The 14,562-nt window shown below is 52.4% G+C and carries 16 protein-coding genes, 1 tRNA gene and 2 rRNA genes; all 19 read left to right on the top strand.

Annotated elements, in window-relative coordinates:
• A 23S ribosomal RNA gene (locus tag ACOZIO_RS08925) occupies positions 1-108 on the top strand; the annotation flags it as partial.
• 137 nt (positions 109-245) lie between these two features.
• Positions 246-361 (top strand): 5S ribosomal RNA (rrf, locus tag ACOZIO_RS08920).
• Positions 362-459: 98 nt separating this feature from the next.
• Positions 460-536 (top strand) — tRNA-Asp (locus ACOZIO_RS08915).
• Positions 537-967: 431 nt separating this feature from the next.
• A complete protein-coding gene (locus ACOZIO_RS08910; protein ID WP_129955008.1) occupies positions 968-1,693 on the top strand; it encodes a beta-ketoacyl synthase chain length factor in 726 nt (241 codons plus the stop codon).
• Positions 1,693-2,505 (top strand): lysophospholipid acyltransferase family protein, encoded by an 813-nt coding sequence (locus tag ACOZIO_RS08905; RefSeq protein WP_129955138.1) that lies wholly within the window; start codon positions 1,693-1,695, stop codon positions 2,503-2,505. The genes ACOZIO_RS08910 and ACOZIO_RS08905 overlap by 1 nt, the downstream gene beginning before the upstream one ends.
• Before the next feature lie 3 nt (positions 2,506-2,508).
• Complete coding sequence (locus ACOZIO_RS08900) at positions 2,509-2,766, top strand: phosphopantetheine-binding protein (protein ID WP_129955009.1); 258 nt, start codon at positions 2,509-2,511, stop codon at positions 2,764-2,766.
• A 10-nt stretch (positions 2,767-2,776) separates the two neighbouring features.
• Positions 2,777-3,031, top strand: coding sequence for an acyl carrier protein (locus tag ACOZIO_RS08895; RefSeq protein ID WP_129955010.1), 255 nt, complete (start codon positions 2,777-2,779; stop codon positions 3,029-3,031).
• Between the two features lie 20 nt (positions 3,032-3,051).
• Positions 3,052-3,642 (top strand): hypothetical protein, encoded by a 591-nt coding sequence (locus tag ACOZIO_RS08890; protein ID WP_421595191.1) that lies wholly within the window; start codon positions 3,052-3,054, stop codon positions 3,640-3,642.
• On the top strand, positions 3,609-4,988 hold the full coding sequence (locus ACOZIO_RS08885) for an AMP-binding protein (protein WP_238486003.1): 1,380 nt from the start codon (positions 3,609-3,611) through the stop codon (positions 4,986-4,988). Before ACOZIO_RS08890 ends, ACOZIO_RS08885 begins: the two co-directional genes overlap by 34 nt.
• On the top strand, positions 4,985-5,329 hold the full coding sequence (locus tag ACOZIO_RS08880) for a 3-hydroxyacyl-ACP dehydratase FabZ family protein (RefSeq protein ID WP_217137918.1): 345 nt from the start codon (positions 4,985-4,987) through the stop codon (positions 5,327-5,329). The genes ACOZIO_RS08885 and ACOZIO_RS08880 overlap by 4 nt, the downstream gene beginning before the upstream one ends.
• On the top strand, positions 5,326-7,041 hold the full coding sequence (locus ACOZIO_RS08875) for a glycosyltransferase family 2 protein (protein ID WP_421595196.1): 1,716 nt from the start codon (positions 5,326-5,328) through the stop codon (positions 7,039-7,041). The genes ACOZIO_RS08880 and ACOZIO_RS08875 overlap by 4 nt, the downstream gene beginning before the upstream one ends.
• Position 7,042: 1 nt before the next feature.
• On the top strand, positions 7,043-7,486 hold the full coding sequence (locus ACOZIO_RS08870; protein WP_217137917.1) for an acyl-CoA thioesterase: 444 nt from the start codon (positions 7,043-7,045) through the stop codon (positions 7,484-7,486).
• The gene (locus tag ACOZIO_RS08865) at positions 7,483-8,088 is read left to right on the top strand and encodes a LolA family protein (protein WP_129955014.1); all 606 of its coding nucleotides are present in this window, start codon (positions 7,483-7,485) and stop codon (positions 8,086-8,088) included. The genes ACOZIO_RS08870 and ACOZIO_RS08865 overlap by 4 nt, the downstream gene beginning before the upstream one ends.
• Entirely contained in the window at positions 8,078-10,384 is a 2,307-nt protein-coding gene (locus tag ACOZIO_RS08860; RefSeq protein ID WP_421595190.1) for an MMPL family transporter, read from the top strand. The genes ACOZIO_RS08865 and ACOZIO_RS08860 overlap by 11 nt, the downstream gene beginning before the upstream one ends.
• On the top strand, positions 10,381-10,956 hold the full coding sequence (locus ACOZIO_RS08855; protein ID WP_129955016.1) for a DUF3261 domain-containing protein: 576 nt from the start codon (positions 10,381-10,383) through the stop codon (positions 10,954-10,956). The genes ACOZIO_RS08860 and ACOZIO_RS08855 overlap by 4 nt, the downstream gene beginning before the upstream one ends.
• A gap of 1 nt (position 10,957) precedes the next feature.
• Positions 10,958-12,130, top strand: coding sequence for a beta-ketoacyl-[acyl-carrier-protein] synthase family protein (locus ACOZIO_RS08850; protein WP_421595195.1), 1,173 nt, complete (start codon positions 10,958-10,960; stop codon positions 12,128-12,130).
• Positions 12,127-12,606 (top strand): hotdog family protein, encoded by a 480-nt coding sequence (locus tag ACOZIO_RS08845; protein ID WP_129955017.1) that lies wholly within the window; start codon positions 12,127-12,129, stop codon positions 12,604-12,606. The genes ACOZIO_RS08850 and ACOZIO_RS08845 overlap by 4 nt, the downstream gene beginning before the upstream one ends.
• Positions 12,603-13,334 carry a 3-ketoacyl-ACP reductase FabG2 gene (locus tag ACOZIO_RS08840; RefSeq protein ID WP_217157911.1) on the top strand — a complete coding sequence of 244 codons (732 nt, stop codon included), beginning with the start codon at positions 12,603-12,605 and terminating at the stop codon, positions 13,332-13,334. The genes ACOZIO_RS08845 and ACOZIO_RS08840 overlap by 4 nt, the downstream gene beginning before the upstream one ends.
• Complete coding sequence (locus tag ACOZIO_RS08835) at positions 13,331-14,560, top strand: beta-ketoacyl-ACP synthase (RefSeq protein WP_129955019.1); 1,230 nt, start codon at positions 13,331-13,333, stop codon at positions 14,558-14,560. Before ACOZIO_RS08840 ends, ACOZIO_RS08835 begins: the two co-directional genes overlap by 4 nt.
• Positions 14,561-14,562: the final 2 nt, after the last annotated feature.

Here is a 14,562-nt window from a genome sequence, read left to right as displayed (position 1 = left end):
TTAAGCCACCTGAAGGGACGTTTAAGACTAAGACGTTGATAGGCTGGGTGTGTAAGTGCAGCGATGCATTGAGCTAACCAGTACTAATGACCCGAGAGGCTTAACCTTACAACACCAAAGGTGTTTTTGATTTGAGAGACAGGCTCGAGAGAGTAGATTTTCAGCGGAATGTTCCTAGATTGGTTCGTATGGCGGCGTGGGGTGAGCAACCCTGATGCGCTGCGGTACGGATGAAACAGAATTTGCCTGGCGGCACTAGCGCGGTGGTCCCACCTGACCCCATGCCGAACTCAGAAGTGAAACGCCGTAGCGCCGATGGTAGTGTGGGGTCTCCCCATGCGAGAGTAGGGAACTGCCAGGCATCAAATTAGTAAAGAACGTGTTCCTTTTCCCCTGACAAGGAAAATAACAGGAACAAACAGGCATCAGCCGGTTGCTGATGCGTGTGAAAGAACCGGTGGAGCGGTAGTTCAGTTGGTTAGAATACCTGCCTGTCACGCAGGGGGTCGCGGGTTCGAGCCCCGTCCGTTCCGCCAATTATTGCATAGTCCCTGAATCGAAAGGTTCAGGGACTTTTTGCATTTGTATCCTGGTGAAAATGCCAATAAAACCTCTTATCTTTCTGGGATATATTTTATTATCTCACGGATTCACGTTTATCTGATCTGCGCTCCTTTCAGGATTTAATTCTGAGAGAGTAATTAATATTAGAAGTATTATATTTTACTTAATATGATGACTGATTGTTTGAATCCGACAGGAAATAAGGCTGGCCGGATATCGAAAAAATACTTCGTATCAACTTGAAAAATTTCGCTTTTCAGATAACTCTCCATGTATCCAAAAAACTCATAATAAACCAGCACTAAAATTCTTAATGAAGTTTACTAAGTTGTCAGATTACAGATGCAAGTTTCAATAAAATATCATAAAGTCTCAATTTGGCAGAATCACTAAGATAATCATTATGAAATTCTCACTGGATATAGTGGACTGGCGGGCTGTGGCTCCGGGAGTCGATAGTTGTGAGCACTGGATCCAGTGGGCTCGGTGCTCAGACATAAATACATTTTCCGGCGCAAACCCTAAAAGCCAGCAAATTCCCATGATGTCTGCACGACGAATGAGTATCGGCAGTCGTTTTGCTGTGGATTCCGGGCTTGCGTTGCTCGTCAATAACAACGTAGATGCTGCAATTTTTACCAGTCGTCATGGTGAACTGGAGAAAACGGGGCGAATTTTGCATTCCCTGGCCGGGGGAGAGGCTTTATCTCCGACTGAATTCTCCATGTCAGTACATAATACCGCCGCGGGTTGGCTTACCATTATTAGCAAAAATCCGTTGCCGGTAACCTCGTTAACGGCCGGTAAAGACAGCTTTCATCAGGGAATGCTGGAAGCTCAGTCAATGCTGGCAACGGGGGCTTCCCGCGTTATGTTGGTTGATTTTGATGGTGAAATTCCTGATATATACAACGAATCGGTAAATTCTGAGTTTCTCCCTTACGCCGTAGCAATAATATTAACTGCTGGCGATACCTTGAAGTGTCAGCGTATTTCGTTGTCGGGTGAGGATATGAATCCAGAACTTCCGCAGAGTTTGCAATTTCTGCGTGGCTATCTTTCCTCCTCTCCTTTATTCCATATCAGTGTAGATAATCGCCATAGCTGGCAGTGGGTTCGTAATCTGTGATGAGAGAAACGTTAGTGCCCGAAGAAAAGTCTTCCGCAGCTAATTGTATCTGGCGGTGGTTAGCAACCGGATTCTTTTTCGCACTTTTCGGAATTGGCGGGCTGTTGCTTTCTATTATCTGGTTTAATCTGTTGCGACTTATCATCCGGCAACCTGAAAGATTGCACAGAATGACACTCAACAGCATTCGTAATAGTTTCAGGTTCTTCCTGAGTGGATTACGGAGGGTGGGAGTGATGGATTACCGGTTTATCGGTGATGAGAAATTTCAGCAAGATGCCGGCTGTCTGATAGTGGCGAATCATCCCAGTCTGCTTGATTATGTGATTCTGGCGTCGCGTATGCCTCGTTGTGACTGCATCGTCAAACAAGCTTTGCTGCAAAACCCATTCTTAAGCGGAGTGATAAAAGCGGCGGGTTACCTGATTAACACTGGCTCTGATGCTTTGTTGCAGGCCTGTGAAACCCGTTTGCAAGCAGGCGGTACGCTGTTAGTTTTCCCGGAAGGGACACGTTCCTTGCCTGGAAAACCGATGATACTGCAGCGTGGTGCCGCTAACATTGCGCTGAGGGCAGGATGTGATGTCAGAATTGTCCATATTTCATGTCAGCCGCCAATGCTGACAAAAAAGGGGAAATGGTACGAAATTCCCCGGGTAAAACCTCAGTTTGTGATTACCGTTGCCGATAAGGTAAAGGCTGAAGACTTTTTAGATGAAAGCGATCTTTCACCTGCCCTGGCTGCACGGCGATTGACACAGCATTTGTGCACTGAGTTGATGCGCAGTAATACGCAAAATAACGAGAAATAAGTCATGGATTCATTAAGTAACGACATAAAAGTACTTATCATTGAGACGCTAAATCTGGAGGGGATGGCGCCAGATGAGATAGAGACACAGGCTCCGCTTTTTGGTGACGGATTAGGGCTGGATTCTATTGATGCCCTAGAGCTTGGTCTGGCGTTAAAGAAGCAATACGGTGTGATCCTTTCGGCGGAAAGTCAGGAAATGCGTGAGCATTTTTATTCTGTTGAAAGTCTGGCCAGATTTATATCAGCACAGCGTGGTTAAAGAGATTCCTATGCAGAAGCAAGAAATTTACCAGCAGATTAGCGCGTTATTAATCAAGCTATTTGAAATCAATGAAGATGATATCCGGCCGGATGCAAAGCTCTACGAGGATCTGGAATTAGACAGCATTGATGCTGTTGATCTGGTGGTTCACTTGCAGAAAATCACTGGCAGAAAAATTAAGCCTGAAATGTTTAAATCTGTTCGTACCGTTCAGGATGTCGTTGATGCCATAGATGAATTACTTAATTCCCCCGCTTCCTAGTATGGGCGGATATCTTTTTTATGGATAAAACCCGGCGCTTCTCATTTCCTGTGGTTACGAAGATGGCCAGTTGGGTGATGCCAGTGGCGGTGATTGCTTATCCGCTGGTTGTATGGTGCGGTTTAAAAACGTGGGGAATTCGCATCCTGGCGCCCGTACTGATGGCGATCTTTATTCTGCGTTTACTGACTTTTCGCGGGAAGTTATCCCAGTTAACTTTTTTCGGAAAAGCGATTGCAGTTGCAGGGATTGTACTGGTCGGCACCAGCATTTTATTACGCGAAACATCGATGCTGTTGTATTACCCCGTCGCGGTAAATCTTTTATTGCTCGGATTATTTTTCAGTTCATTACGCGCCAGCCAAACGCTGGTTGAGCGTATTGCACGGCTGGATGAACCCGATTTACCGCCGGAAGGGGTGGTTTACACACGTCGTGTGACCCGGGCCTGGTGCATTTTCTTTGTGTGTAACGGAGCATTGGCTTTATATACCTGCCTGAAAGGCGATATGGCTTTATGGGCTCTTTATAACGGCGGGATCAGTTATCTGCTGATTGGCTTATTAATGGGTATTGAATGGATAGTCAGAAAGCGTCTGCGACACCCATGACGCAGCGAATGTGCGAATGGCTAAGCGCGGGAAGAGCAGACGAACATCTGGTTGCCTGGAGCGAAAGCCGGGAGTGGTGTCAGCGTGATTTCCGGCATGATGTCTTATCTCTGCTGACTCATATCAGCGCGACATCGCATTCCCGCTGGGCATTGTGCCTTGAAGATAACTATTCATTTGCCGTGGCACTGCTGGCGGTGCTTTACAGCGGTCATACACCCGTTTTACCCGGTCATTTTCGGCCCGCTGTTCTGGCCGGGCAACGTGATGAGTTCGATGCGTTAATCACCGATCTTCCTTTGCAGATTGATTGCCCTATTCTTCGTTTTCCCTTCTCAGCAGATCAACCGTTAACAGCTTTGCCCGAATGGCCGGAAAACGCCGTACTGATTTTATTCACCTCCGGTTCGACCGGTAAATCGCAAAAAATAATCAAGCCGGTTTCTTGTCTGGAACTGGAGAGTCAGTGGCTTTGCACACACTGGGGGGAGCAATGCGCAGATGCACGCTTTGTCGCCACCGTGGCGCCGCATCATATGTATGGTCTCAGTTTCGCTTTCATGTTGCCCCTGACTCTTGGGCGACCTTTTGCGGCGAAAAGGGTGGAGTATCACGAACAGTTACACTCGCTTGCCAGAGAGAATGCCTTGGTTCTGACCAGCAGCCCGGCCTTTCTTAAACGACTTGATATGGCTTTGGAGCCCGCAAATCTCCGGCATGTCTTTTCTGCTGGAGGCCCGCTGAGTCATGACACCGCGTTACGGGTGGAAAATATTTGTGGCTGCCGGCCGACTGAAATCTATGGCACGACTGAAAGCGGCATCGTCGCCTTCCGTACGCAACATCAGCCGGAAGCAGCCTGGACTCTTTTTGATAATCTCGAATTCTCACCACTGGCTGATGGCAATATCGCCCTGATTTCTCCGCTGATCCCGCAACCGGATGGCATGATCCTCAGTGATAAAATTCAGCTGTTGAATGCCGATCAACGTCAGTTTCTTCTTTTAGGCCGTAAGGATCGGATCGTTAAAATTGCAGAGCAGCGGATCTCACTGACTGAAATTGAGCAACGTTTGTGTGCGATGGATCTGTTAAGCGACGCCAGCGTACTGACGCTTGAAAAACAGGGGCGACTTTATGTTGCAGCCGTGCTGGTTTTAAGTCAGGTCGGCGAGCAGTTATTCCAGGTGCAGGGGCAGGCCGTACTGCTTGGGCAGATCCGCGGGATCTTGCGTGACTGGCTATCTCCGGTTTCTATGCCGCGATACTGGCGCTTTGCACCTGCGATTCCTCTTAACCAGCAAGGCAAACGCGCGACTGCTGAATTACAGGAAATGTTTTTATGATCCTGCCTGACATGCTGCATCGGCAACGCGCCAGCGACACCAGTCTGCTTCTCACGCTCCGGTTACCTGCGGATTTATTCTGGTTCAAAGGCCATTTCCCGTCGTCTCCGATTTTGCCTGGCGTGACACAGGTCAATTGGGTCATGGGTTACGCTGAAGAACTTCTTAGCCTGGATAAAGCATTTTCCGGCATGGAAGTGGTGAAATTCCAGCGACCGCTGTTGCCTGAAGAAATTGTGAATTTGCAGATCGACTGGCTTAAAGAAAAACAACGGCTGGTATTTCGTTACAGTGTGGGTGAGGCGATCGCCAGCAGCGGGAAAATCACCTTATGTCCATGACGCCGTCAGCCACTTTTTCTCCCTGTCTGATTATTCCCTGTTACAACCATGGACCGATGATGGCGGGTGTGCTGGAAAGTCTCCGGCCATTCGGTTTGCCCTGCATTGTGGTTGATGACGGCAGTGACCTGCAGACAGCAGAAGAGTTGCAGCATCTGGAGAGTCTGACGCCGTGGATGAGCCTGACGCGGCTCACTGTAAACCAGGGGAAAGGCGGGGCTGTGATGGCGGCGCTGCGGCTGGCCGCCGGAAAGGGGTTTACGCACGCCTTACAGGTGGATGCCGACGGACAGCATCAGCTTTCAGACGTTCCCGCGATGCTGGCTGAAGCCAGAAGTTATCCGGATTGCCTGATCTCCGGACAGCCGGTTTACGATGACAGTGTGCCGAAATCACGCCTTTATGGCCGCTATATCACCCATTTCTGGGTGTGGATCGAGACACTGTCATTTTCAGTAAAAGACAGTATGTGTGGATTCCGCGTCTATCCCCTCAGACCCTGCCTGCAACTGATGGCAAAAAAAAACCTGGGTTTGCGGATGGATTTCGATACGGAAATTATGGTGCGTCTTTACTGGCAAGGCACACGCAGCCGCTTCCTGCCCACGCGGGTGACTTATCCTGAAGATGGCCTCTCGCATTTTGATGCCGTGAAGGACAACCTGCAGATTTCGTGGATGCACACGCGGCTGTTTTTTGGCATGTTGCGACGCATTCCTTATTTGCTGAAGCAGCGGAAAAATCGTCCCGAACACTGGTCCTCGACGCAGGAACGTAAAGGGTTGTGGGGCATTCGCCTGATGTTATCGGTTTACCGGACGCTGGGATACAACGCCTTTCGTCTGTTGCTTTATCCGGTCATCACCTATTTTTGGCTCACCGGCCACAAACAGCGCAATGCCTCTGCCCGCTGGCTGGAGCGTGTGCGCGTGACGGCTGCACATCGCCATATTCCCCTGCCTTATCCGCTGAGCACTTTCCGGCATTTTATGCGGTTTGGTGAATCTATGCTGAGCAAACTGGCGAGCTGGCAGGGCGATAAAACATTGACTGATGCGGTGCTGGTCAATCCCGACATTTGCGAATCTCATATTACCTCCGGGCGAGGCACGCTGATCCTTGCCTCACATTTAGGTGACATCGAATCATGTCGGGCAATAGGTTCACTCAGTCATCGCATCACCGTAAATGCGCTGGTCTTTACAGAACATGCCGAGCGGTTCAATCAGGTAATGAAAGAGATTAATCCGCAGGCCGTGGTGAATCTGATCCAGGTTAACCAGATGGGGCCGGAGACCGCGATTTTATTGCAGGAAAAACTTGATGCCGGTGAGTGGGTGGCGATTGTCGGCGACCGCACCTCTGCCAGTCATCATCAGCGCGGTGAACATTCCCGCATAATTTACAGCGAGTTTATGGGCAAAACTGCCGCATTCCCGCAGGGACCCTTTATTCTGGCTGCTGCGCTACGCGCACCCGTTATGCTGATGTTTGGCATCATGCAGCAAAAGCGGTTGCATATTTATTGTGAGTCTTTTGCCGATCCTCTGATCCTGCCGCGTGCCAACCGCCTGCCTGCGTTACAGGCCGCAGTCGATCATTATGCCGCACGGCTTGAGCATTACAGCCTGCTGGCACCTCACGACTGGTTCAATTTTTATGATTTCTGGCAGCATCCCGCAGATGTCGCCTCTGACAGGAAACCTGAATGATATGACTTCCAAACTTGATCCGCGTTTTAACGATCCGCGATTTTCTACCTGCGTTGAAATCACGGTTCCTTTCCACGACGCAGATGCCATGGGCGTGGTCTGGCATGGCAACTATTTCCGTTATCTGGAAATTGCGCGCGAGCAGCTACTCAAGCAATTTGATTACGGTTATCGTCAGATGCAAGCATCAGGTTATGTCTGGCCGATTGTTGATACCCGCGTGAAATATATTGCGCCGCTGCTCTTTGAACAGCGTATTGCCGTTCATGCACAGCTGGAGGAAATCGAAAACCGTCTGCGCATCGGCTATCAGATTTACGATATCGAAAGCGGTAAACGTACAACAACAGGCTATACGTTGCAGGTCGCAGTGGACGCTGCCTCCAAAGAAATGTGTTTTGTCTCGCCGCAGGTTCTTTTCGATAAAACAGGAGTCAGCCTGTGAAGGTCTTACTGCTACTGGCTCTGACGATTTTCAGCGTCACAGCTAACGCTGTGACGCTGGAGGAATTACAACAGCGCTTCAGCCAGGTGCCGGTACTCCGTGCTGAGTTTGCGCAGCAAAGAACCATCAGCGGGATGGCACAACCGCTCAATTCCAGCGGGAATCTGCTGATTGCCCGGCAGCAAGGGCTGTGGTGGCAACAGGAAAAACCGTTCACCCTGACATTATTGCTGACTGAAAACCGCATGGTGCAAATCATGGCGGGGCAATCTCCGCAGGTGGTTACGGCGGACACCAATCCGCAGATGTTCCAGTTTAATTCATTGCTTAGCGCACTGTTTCACGCTGACCAACGGGCGCTCGGACAGAACTTCTCGCTTAATTTTACTGATCTGGGTAAAGGCGCCTGGACGCTTGTTCTGACACCAAAGGTCTCACCGCTGAACCGTCTGTTCCGCAGCATTACGCTCAGTGGCGAAACCTTCCTGAACAATATCGATATTAATGATATGCAGGGCGATGCCACGCATATTCGTTTCTTCAATCAGAAGACCACACCCGCCACGCTGACTGATGCAGAGAAACGCCATTTTGCCTCCTGATCTTCATCGAAAACTGGCGCAAAGCTGGCTGCTGATTATTGCGCTGCTGGTTGCAGCGCTGTTCTGGTTGTTACCACGCAGCCAGATTAACAGCAGCGTGCTGGCGCTGTTGCCGCAGCAACAGGAAACCCCTATTCCACAGGCATTGTCTGACGGCTTTACTCAGCGGCTGGATCGCCAGCTGATGTGGCTGGTCAGCCCTCCGCCGGGTGCCGGTATTCAGCCCGCCGCTGACTGGCTGAAGCAGTTGCAGGCGCTGCCAGAACTGAGTCAGGTGCAGGGACCGATGGACGTTCAGCGTCAGCAGGAGTGGGGCACTTTCTTCTTCAGGCATCGTAACGCCTTGCTTGATGATGCCACCCGTCAGCGTCTGACGGCAGGCGCGGAGACACAAAGTCAGTGGATCCTCGGTCAGGTGTATTCCGCCTTTTCCGGCGTCAGCGGCAAAGAGCTGGCGAATGATCCGTTATTGCTGGTTCGTGCCTCGCAGATGGCACAGCAGCAGAACAGCGGCGGCATGATGCTGGAACAAGGTTGGCTGATGGCCCGCGATCAACATGGCCGTAACTGGTTCATGGTACATGGCGAGCTGAAAGCATCTTCCTATGACATCACGTCGGCTAAACAAACCGTGGCGGCTCTTGGTGCGGCGAAAGAGGCTTTTGAAGCACGCTGGCCGGGTGCAAAAGTGCTTGAGCGCGGCACGATTTTCTACAGCAATTATGCCAGCCAGCAGGCTGAGCACGATCTTTCCACGATTGGTGCGGCATCAGTCACCGGCGTGTTTATACTGATCTTACTGATGTTCCGTTCGGTCCTGCCGATGCTGCTCAGTTTACTTTCAATCGCCATCGGTGCACTGTCAGGCACGGTATTGACCCTGTGGGTATTTGGTGAAATCCACGTGATGACACTGGTGCTCAGCACCAGCATTGTCGGTATTTCTGCAGACTACACACTTTACTTCCTGACCGAACGTCGGGTGCATGGCGACTCCTGCACACCGCTGGAAAGTCTGAAAAAACTGTTCCCTGCATTATCAATGGCGCTGCTTACCACGGTGGTGGCCTATCTGATGTTACTGATTGCACCATTTCCGGGTTTGCAACAGCTGGCAGTTTTTGCCGCTGCCGGGTTGAGCGCCGCCTGTATCACCGTGATGTGCTGGTATCCGTATCTGTCGAAGCGTTTACCGGTCGGCCCCGCACCTGGGCTGGCGATTATCATGCGCTGGTTGCTGGCATGGCGCAGCCGCAAAGCGGTACGCATCGGTCTGCCATTACTGATATTAGTGCTGGTAGCGGCCGGAATTTCACGGCTGAAAATCAACGATGACATTGCGGATCTTCAATCTCTTCCGGCCGGTTTACAACAGCAGGAACAGCAGATTGCTGCACTGACCGGACAAACTAACGATCAGAAATGGCTGGTGGTATACGGTGACAGCGCCGAGCAGACGCTGCAACGACTTGAAACATTGCGGCCCGCGCTCATCCAGGCGAGAGATAAAGGCGTAATTGACGGTTTCCGGGCGATAAACCTGTCTTCGCAAGCCCGGCAGCAGCGGGATTTATCTCTGCTACGCCTGCGTGCGCCGCAAATTATTGCACAGTTGCAGCAGGCGGGGATCACGGTGGCGGAACCGGATCTCAGTGCGCAGACGGTTGATGTGCCGGAATGGCTTAATAGCACAGTCAGTGAAGGCTGGCGTTTATTGTGGTTGTCCTTACCGGACGGGCGCAGCGCCACCCTTATTCCGGTGAATGGTGTGCATGACAGCGCCGCCATGGTGGCGCTGTCGGCGTCTGTACCGGGAACCGGCTGGATCGATCGCAAAACTGAATTCAGCGGTCTCTTCTCTCAGTACCGTATTTATCTGACCGGGTTGCTGGCCCTCGCCGTGGCGGTCATTGCGATCATTTATCTCTGGCGTTTTCGCCTGCCCCACGGGTTTATTTGTCTGATTCCGACCTTACTTTCCCTCGGGATGGGTGTCGCGGCGCTGGGCTTTAGTGGCCATAATCTTAATCTGTTCTCCCTGCTGGCACTGATTCTGGTTCTGGGGATCGGCATCAATTACACCCTGTTTTTCACCAATCCACGCGGCACACCGACGACGTCCATGTTTGCCATTTTTATGGCCGCCGTTACCACGCTGCAGACTTTCGGTATGCTGGTTTTCAGTTCAACACAAGCCATCAGTAGTTTCGGCATCGTACTAAGCTTTGGCATATTAACGGCATTTCTGTTGTCACCCCTGACTCTGCCGGCCAAAAAACGAGGACGTAAAAAATGACCCGGTTTAGGCTGCCTGCGCTGGCCCTGTTGATTTTTATGCTGGGCGGGTGTGTGACAAATCCCCCTTCAGATACACAGCCACAAGCCTGGCTGAAACGCGGCGTGCAGGTGAAATTACCCGCACCCACCCTGGATAAACCGGTCAGTCAGCAGCAGTTACTGACGGCCACGGTGAAAGGTAAACAACAGTCCTTGCTGGTCCTGCTCAATGCTGACGGAAAATCGTTACAGCTTGCCGGGCTTTCTCCTCTGGGGATCCGGCTGTTCAAAGTGGTCTACGATCAGACAGGGATCCACACTGAACAGACGATGAAAATTGATGGTTTACCTCCAGCAAATCAGGTTCTTGCCGATATTATGTTGAGCTACTGGCCGGCGCAGAGATGGCAACCCCTGTTGCCTGCAGGCTGGAAACTTGACGATCAGCCACTGCGCCGCACGTTACTGGATAACGAAGGCAACACGATCACCCGCATTGACTATCTGCCACAGGGCCGCGGACGTCGGCCGGTGTCGATCACGCAGATGGCGTTTCACTATCAGATAACTATCCGGAATGTGGGTGACTAACATGATTTACTTTTCGGCCGTCGGCATGGTGAACGCGCTGGGAAACAACAATGCGCAAATCGCTGCCAGCCTGAAATCAGGCTTTGCGCCGGGAATGTCGTTGCAGGAAGGCTGGCTGACGGAGGAACGGCCCGTCTGGCTCGGCGCGGTAACCGGCGAACTGCCTGCGATACCCGGCTCTTTGTCAGCGCACCGCAGCCGCAACAACCAGTTGCTGTTGGCTGCGCTGGCGCAGATTGACCCCCAGGTGCAGGCGGCTGTCAGCCGGTACGGACGCGATCGCGTCGCGGTCATTATGGGTACCAGTACGTCGGGCATTGCTGAAGGCGAAAACGCGGTGCGTCATCTTCACCGGCATGGGAAATTCCCGCAGGGCTACGATTACCAGCAACAGGAGCTGGGCGATCCTTCACAGTTTATGGCGGAACTTCTGGATCTCAGTGGTCCGGCTTATACCTTATCCACGGCCTGCTCATCCAGCGCGAGAGCGATTATCAGCGGGAAGCGCCTGATCGACGCCGGGCTGGCCGACGCCGCCCTGGTGGGTGGCGCTGACAGCCTGTGCCGGATGCCAGTGAACGGCTTCAACAGCCTGGAATCTTTATCCCGCGGGCGCTGTACGCCGTTCGGGCAAGACCGGGATGGCATTAATATTGGTGAAGCCTCGGCGCTGATCCTGCTGACCCGTGAGCCCGCAGACGTCGCTTTACTGGGCACGGGCGAGTCGTCCGATGCGTGGCATATGTCTGCACCGCATCCGGAAGGCCTCGGGGCTGAACGGGCAATTCATATGGCACTGGCGCAGGCCGGGCTGAGTGCGGCAGACATCGGTTATATTAACGCCCACGGTACCGCGACACCTCTTAACGATCAGGCGGAAGCCGCCGTCATACATCGGTTATTTGGCAACCAGACACCGTGCAGTTCGACCAAGCATCTCACCGGCCATACGCTGGGTGCGGCTGGCGCGACAGAGGCGGCGCTGGGCTGGCTGATCCTGACACAAAATCTCAAACTGCCGTCACAGGATTTCAGCCTTACACCACGCGATAGCCGTTTGCCGGATATACGGCTGGTACAAAAAGACGAAGCGCTGGCGAAGCCCGTTATCCTTTCAAACTCGTTTGCCTTTGGCGGGAATAATGCCTGCATTCTGATCGGGAGGCCGTCATGAGCATGCTCAGCGCGGGCCAATATCTGCCGCATGAATCACCCATGGTCTTACTGGATAAGGTCATTAGCGTCACAGCAGAGACCGCGCTGTGCAGCGTTGTGGTGTCCGAAAACAGCGTGCTGGCACCGTTTCTTAATGAGCGGGGCGCATTGCCCGCGTGGTATGCGATCGAACTGATCGCGCAAACTGTCGGTGTCTGGAGCGGCTGGCACGGCGCGCAAAGTGGCGAACCGCCGCAGGTGGGCATGTTGTTGGGCGGCAGGGCTTTGAAAACCAGCGTGCCGGAATTCGCGGCAGGCAGTGAATTATTCATCAGCGTCTTAATGGTGTTGTGCGATGAAAAACTCGCCAGCTTCGAAGGCGTGATCTGCATTAAACAAGAAAAAGATAACCTGCAGGTTGCAAAAGGAAGGCTGAATACCTACCAGCCAGACAAGGACGAACTCATTAAATTAATTCAGGGGAAACAGGAATGATGCGTTCGGTATTAGTGACCGGTGCCAGCAAAGGGATCGGCAAAGCCATTGCGAGTCAGTTAGCCGCTGATGGTTTTTTTGTTGTCATTCATTACCACAGCGATAAAGCAGGGGCAGAAAATACCCTGCAAAACATCACTGACAAGGGCGGCAGGGGTCGAGTTGTGCAGTTTGATATCAGCAACCGCCAGCAGTGTCGGGACGTGATTGACGCTGATATTGAGGCGCATGGCGCGTACTACGGCGTGATCAATAATGCCGGGATCACCCGTGACGCGGCATTCCCGGCACTGACCGACGAGGACTGGGACGGTGTGATCCACACTAATCTCGACAGCTTCTACAATGTCTTACAGCCCTGTGTGATGCCGATGATCGGCTTGCGTCAGGGCGGGCGTATTATCGCGCTTTCCTCGGTTTCCGGCATTACGGGGAATCGCGGACAGGTTAACTACAGTGCGGCCAAAGCCGGTATTATCGGTGCCTGCAAAGCATTGTCACTGGAACTGGCGAAACGCAAAATCACCGTAAACTGCATTGCGCCGGGCTTGATCGACACCGGCATGCCTGACATGGAAAAACCGGCGCTCGATGCCGCAATGAGCATGATTCCGCTCAGGCGGATGGGCCGTGCGGAAGAAGTCGCCGGACTGGCAAGCTATCTGATGTCAGATATCGCCGGTTATGTGACCCGTCAGGTGATCTCCATCAACGGAGGCCTGATATGACCCGGCGTGTAGTCATTACCGGCATGAAAGGCATAACAGCGTTCGGTAACCATTGGGACGAGATTTCCGTCCGCCTTCAACAGGGTAAAAACGCTGTCCGCCACATGGATGAATGGCTGATTTATCAGGGGCTGAACACACATCTGGGCGCACCGGTGGATGATTTTGTTATCCCGGCGCATTACACCCGCAAGCGCATCCGTTCAATGGGGCGCGTGTCCCTGCTGTCAACCCGTGCGGTGGAGCTGGCGCTGGAGCAGGCCGGTCTGCTGGAAGACACGATTCTTACTGACGGCGAAACCGGTATTGCCTTTGGTTCATCGACCGGCAGCACCGGCCCGGTCAGCGAATTTGCAACCATGCTGACGGAAAAGCATACCAACAACATTACCGGTACGACTTACGTACAGATGATGCCGCACACCACGGCGGTGAATGCAGGCTTGTTCTTCGGCCTGAAAGGGCGCGTGATCCCAACGTCCAGCGCCTGTACGTCGGGCAGCCAGGCCATCGGTTATGCCTATGAGGCCATTAAACACGGTTATCAGACGGTGATGGTGGCTGGCGGTGCGGAAGAACTTTGCCCGTCAGAAGCTGCCGTGTTTGATACGCTGTTTGCCACCAGTCAGCAAAACGAACACCCTGAACTGTCGCCGCGCCCGTTTGATATGCAGCGTGATGGCCTGGTGATCGGCGAAGGTGCCGGGGCGTTGATCCTCGAGTCACTGGAGCATGCACAGGCGCGCGGCGCGAAGATTTACGCCGAGATTGTGGGTTTTGCTACCAACTGCGATGCGGCGCATATCACTCAGCCGCAGCAATCAACGATGCAGATTTGTATTGAAAAAGCGCTGAAAAATGCCGGTATTCCTGCTTCCGAAATCGGGTATATCAGTGCGCATGGTACGGCCACCGATCGCGGTGATATTGCGGAAAGCCATGCGACTGCTGCGGTGTTTGGCAATCAGACACCTATTTCGTCGCTGAAAAGCTACTTTGGCCATACGCTCGGTGCCTGCGGCGCGCTGGAAGCGTGGATGTCGCTCGAAATGATGCGCGAAGACCGCTTCGTACCGACCATAAATCTGACGCAACCGGATCCGCTTTGCGGTGAACTCGACTACGTGATGGGCGAATCGCGCCATATTCAGACTGAATTTATTCAGTCGAATAACTTTGCCTTTGGTGGAATTAATACCTCTTTAGTTTTCCGTCGCTGGCCTTAACG

Origin of the sequence: Rahnella sp. PD4, from assembly GCF_049199325.1 — a bacterium.
Taxonomy (GTDB): Bacteria; Pseudomonadota; Gammaproteobacteria; order Enterobacterales; family Enterobacteriaceae; genus Rahnella; species Rahnella perminowiae.
The sequence above is the reverse complement of the archived record's forward strand: the minus strand, read 5'-3'. Positions and strand labels throughout refer to the sequence as shown.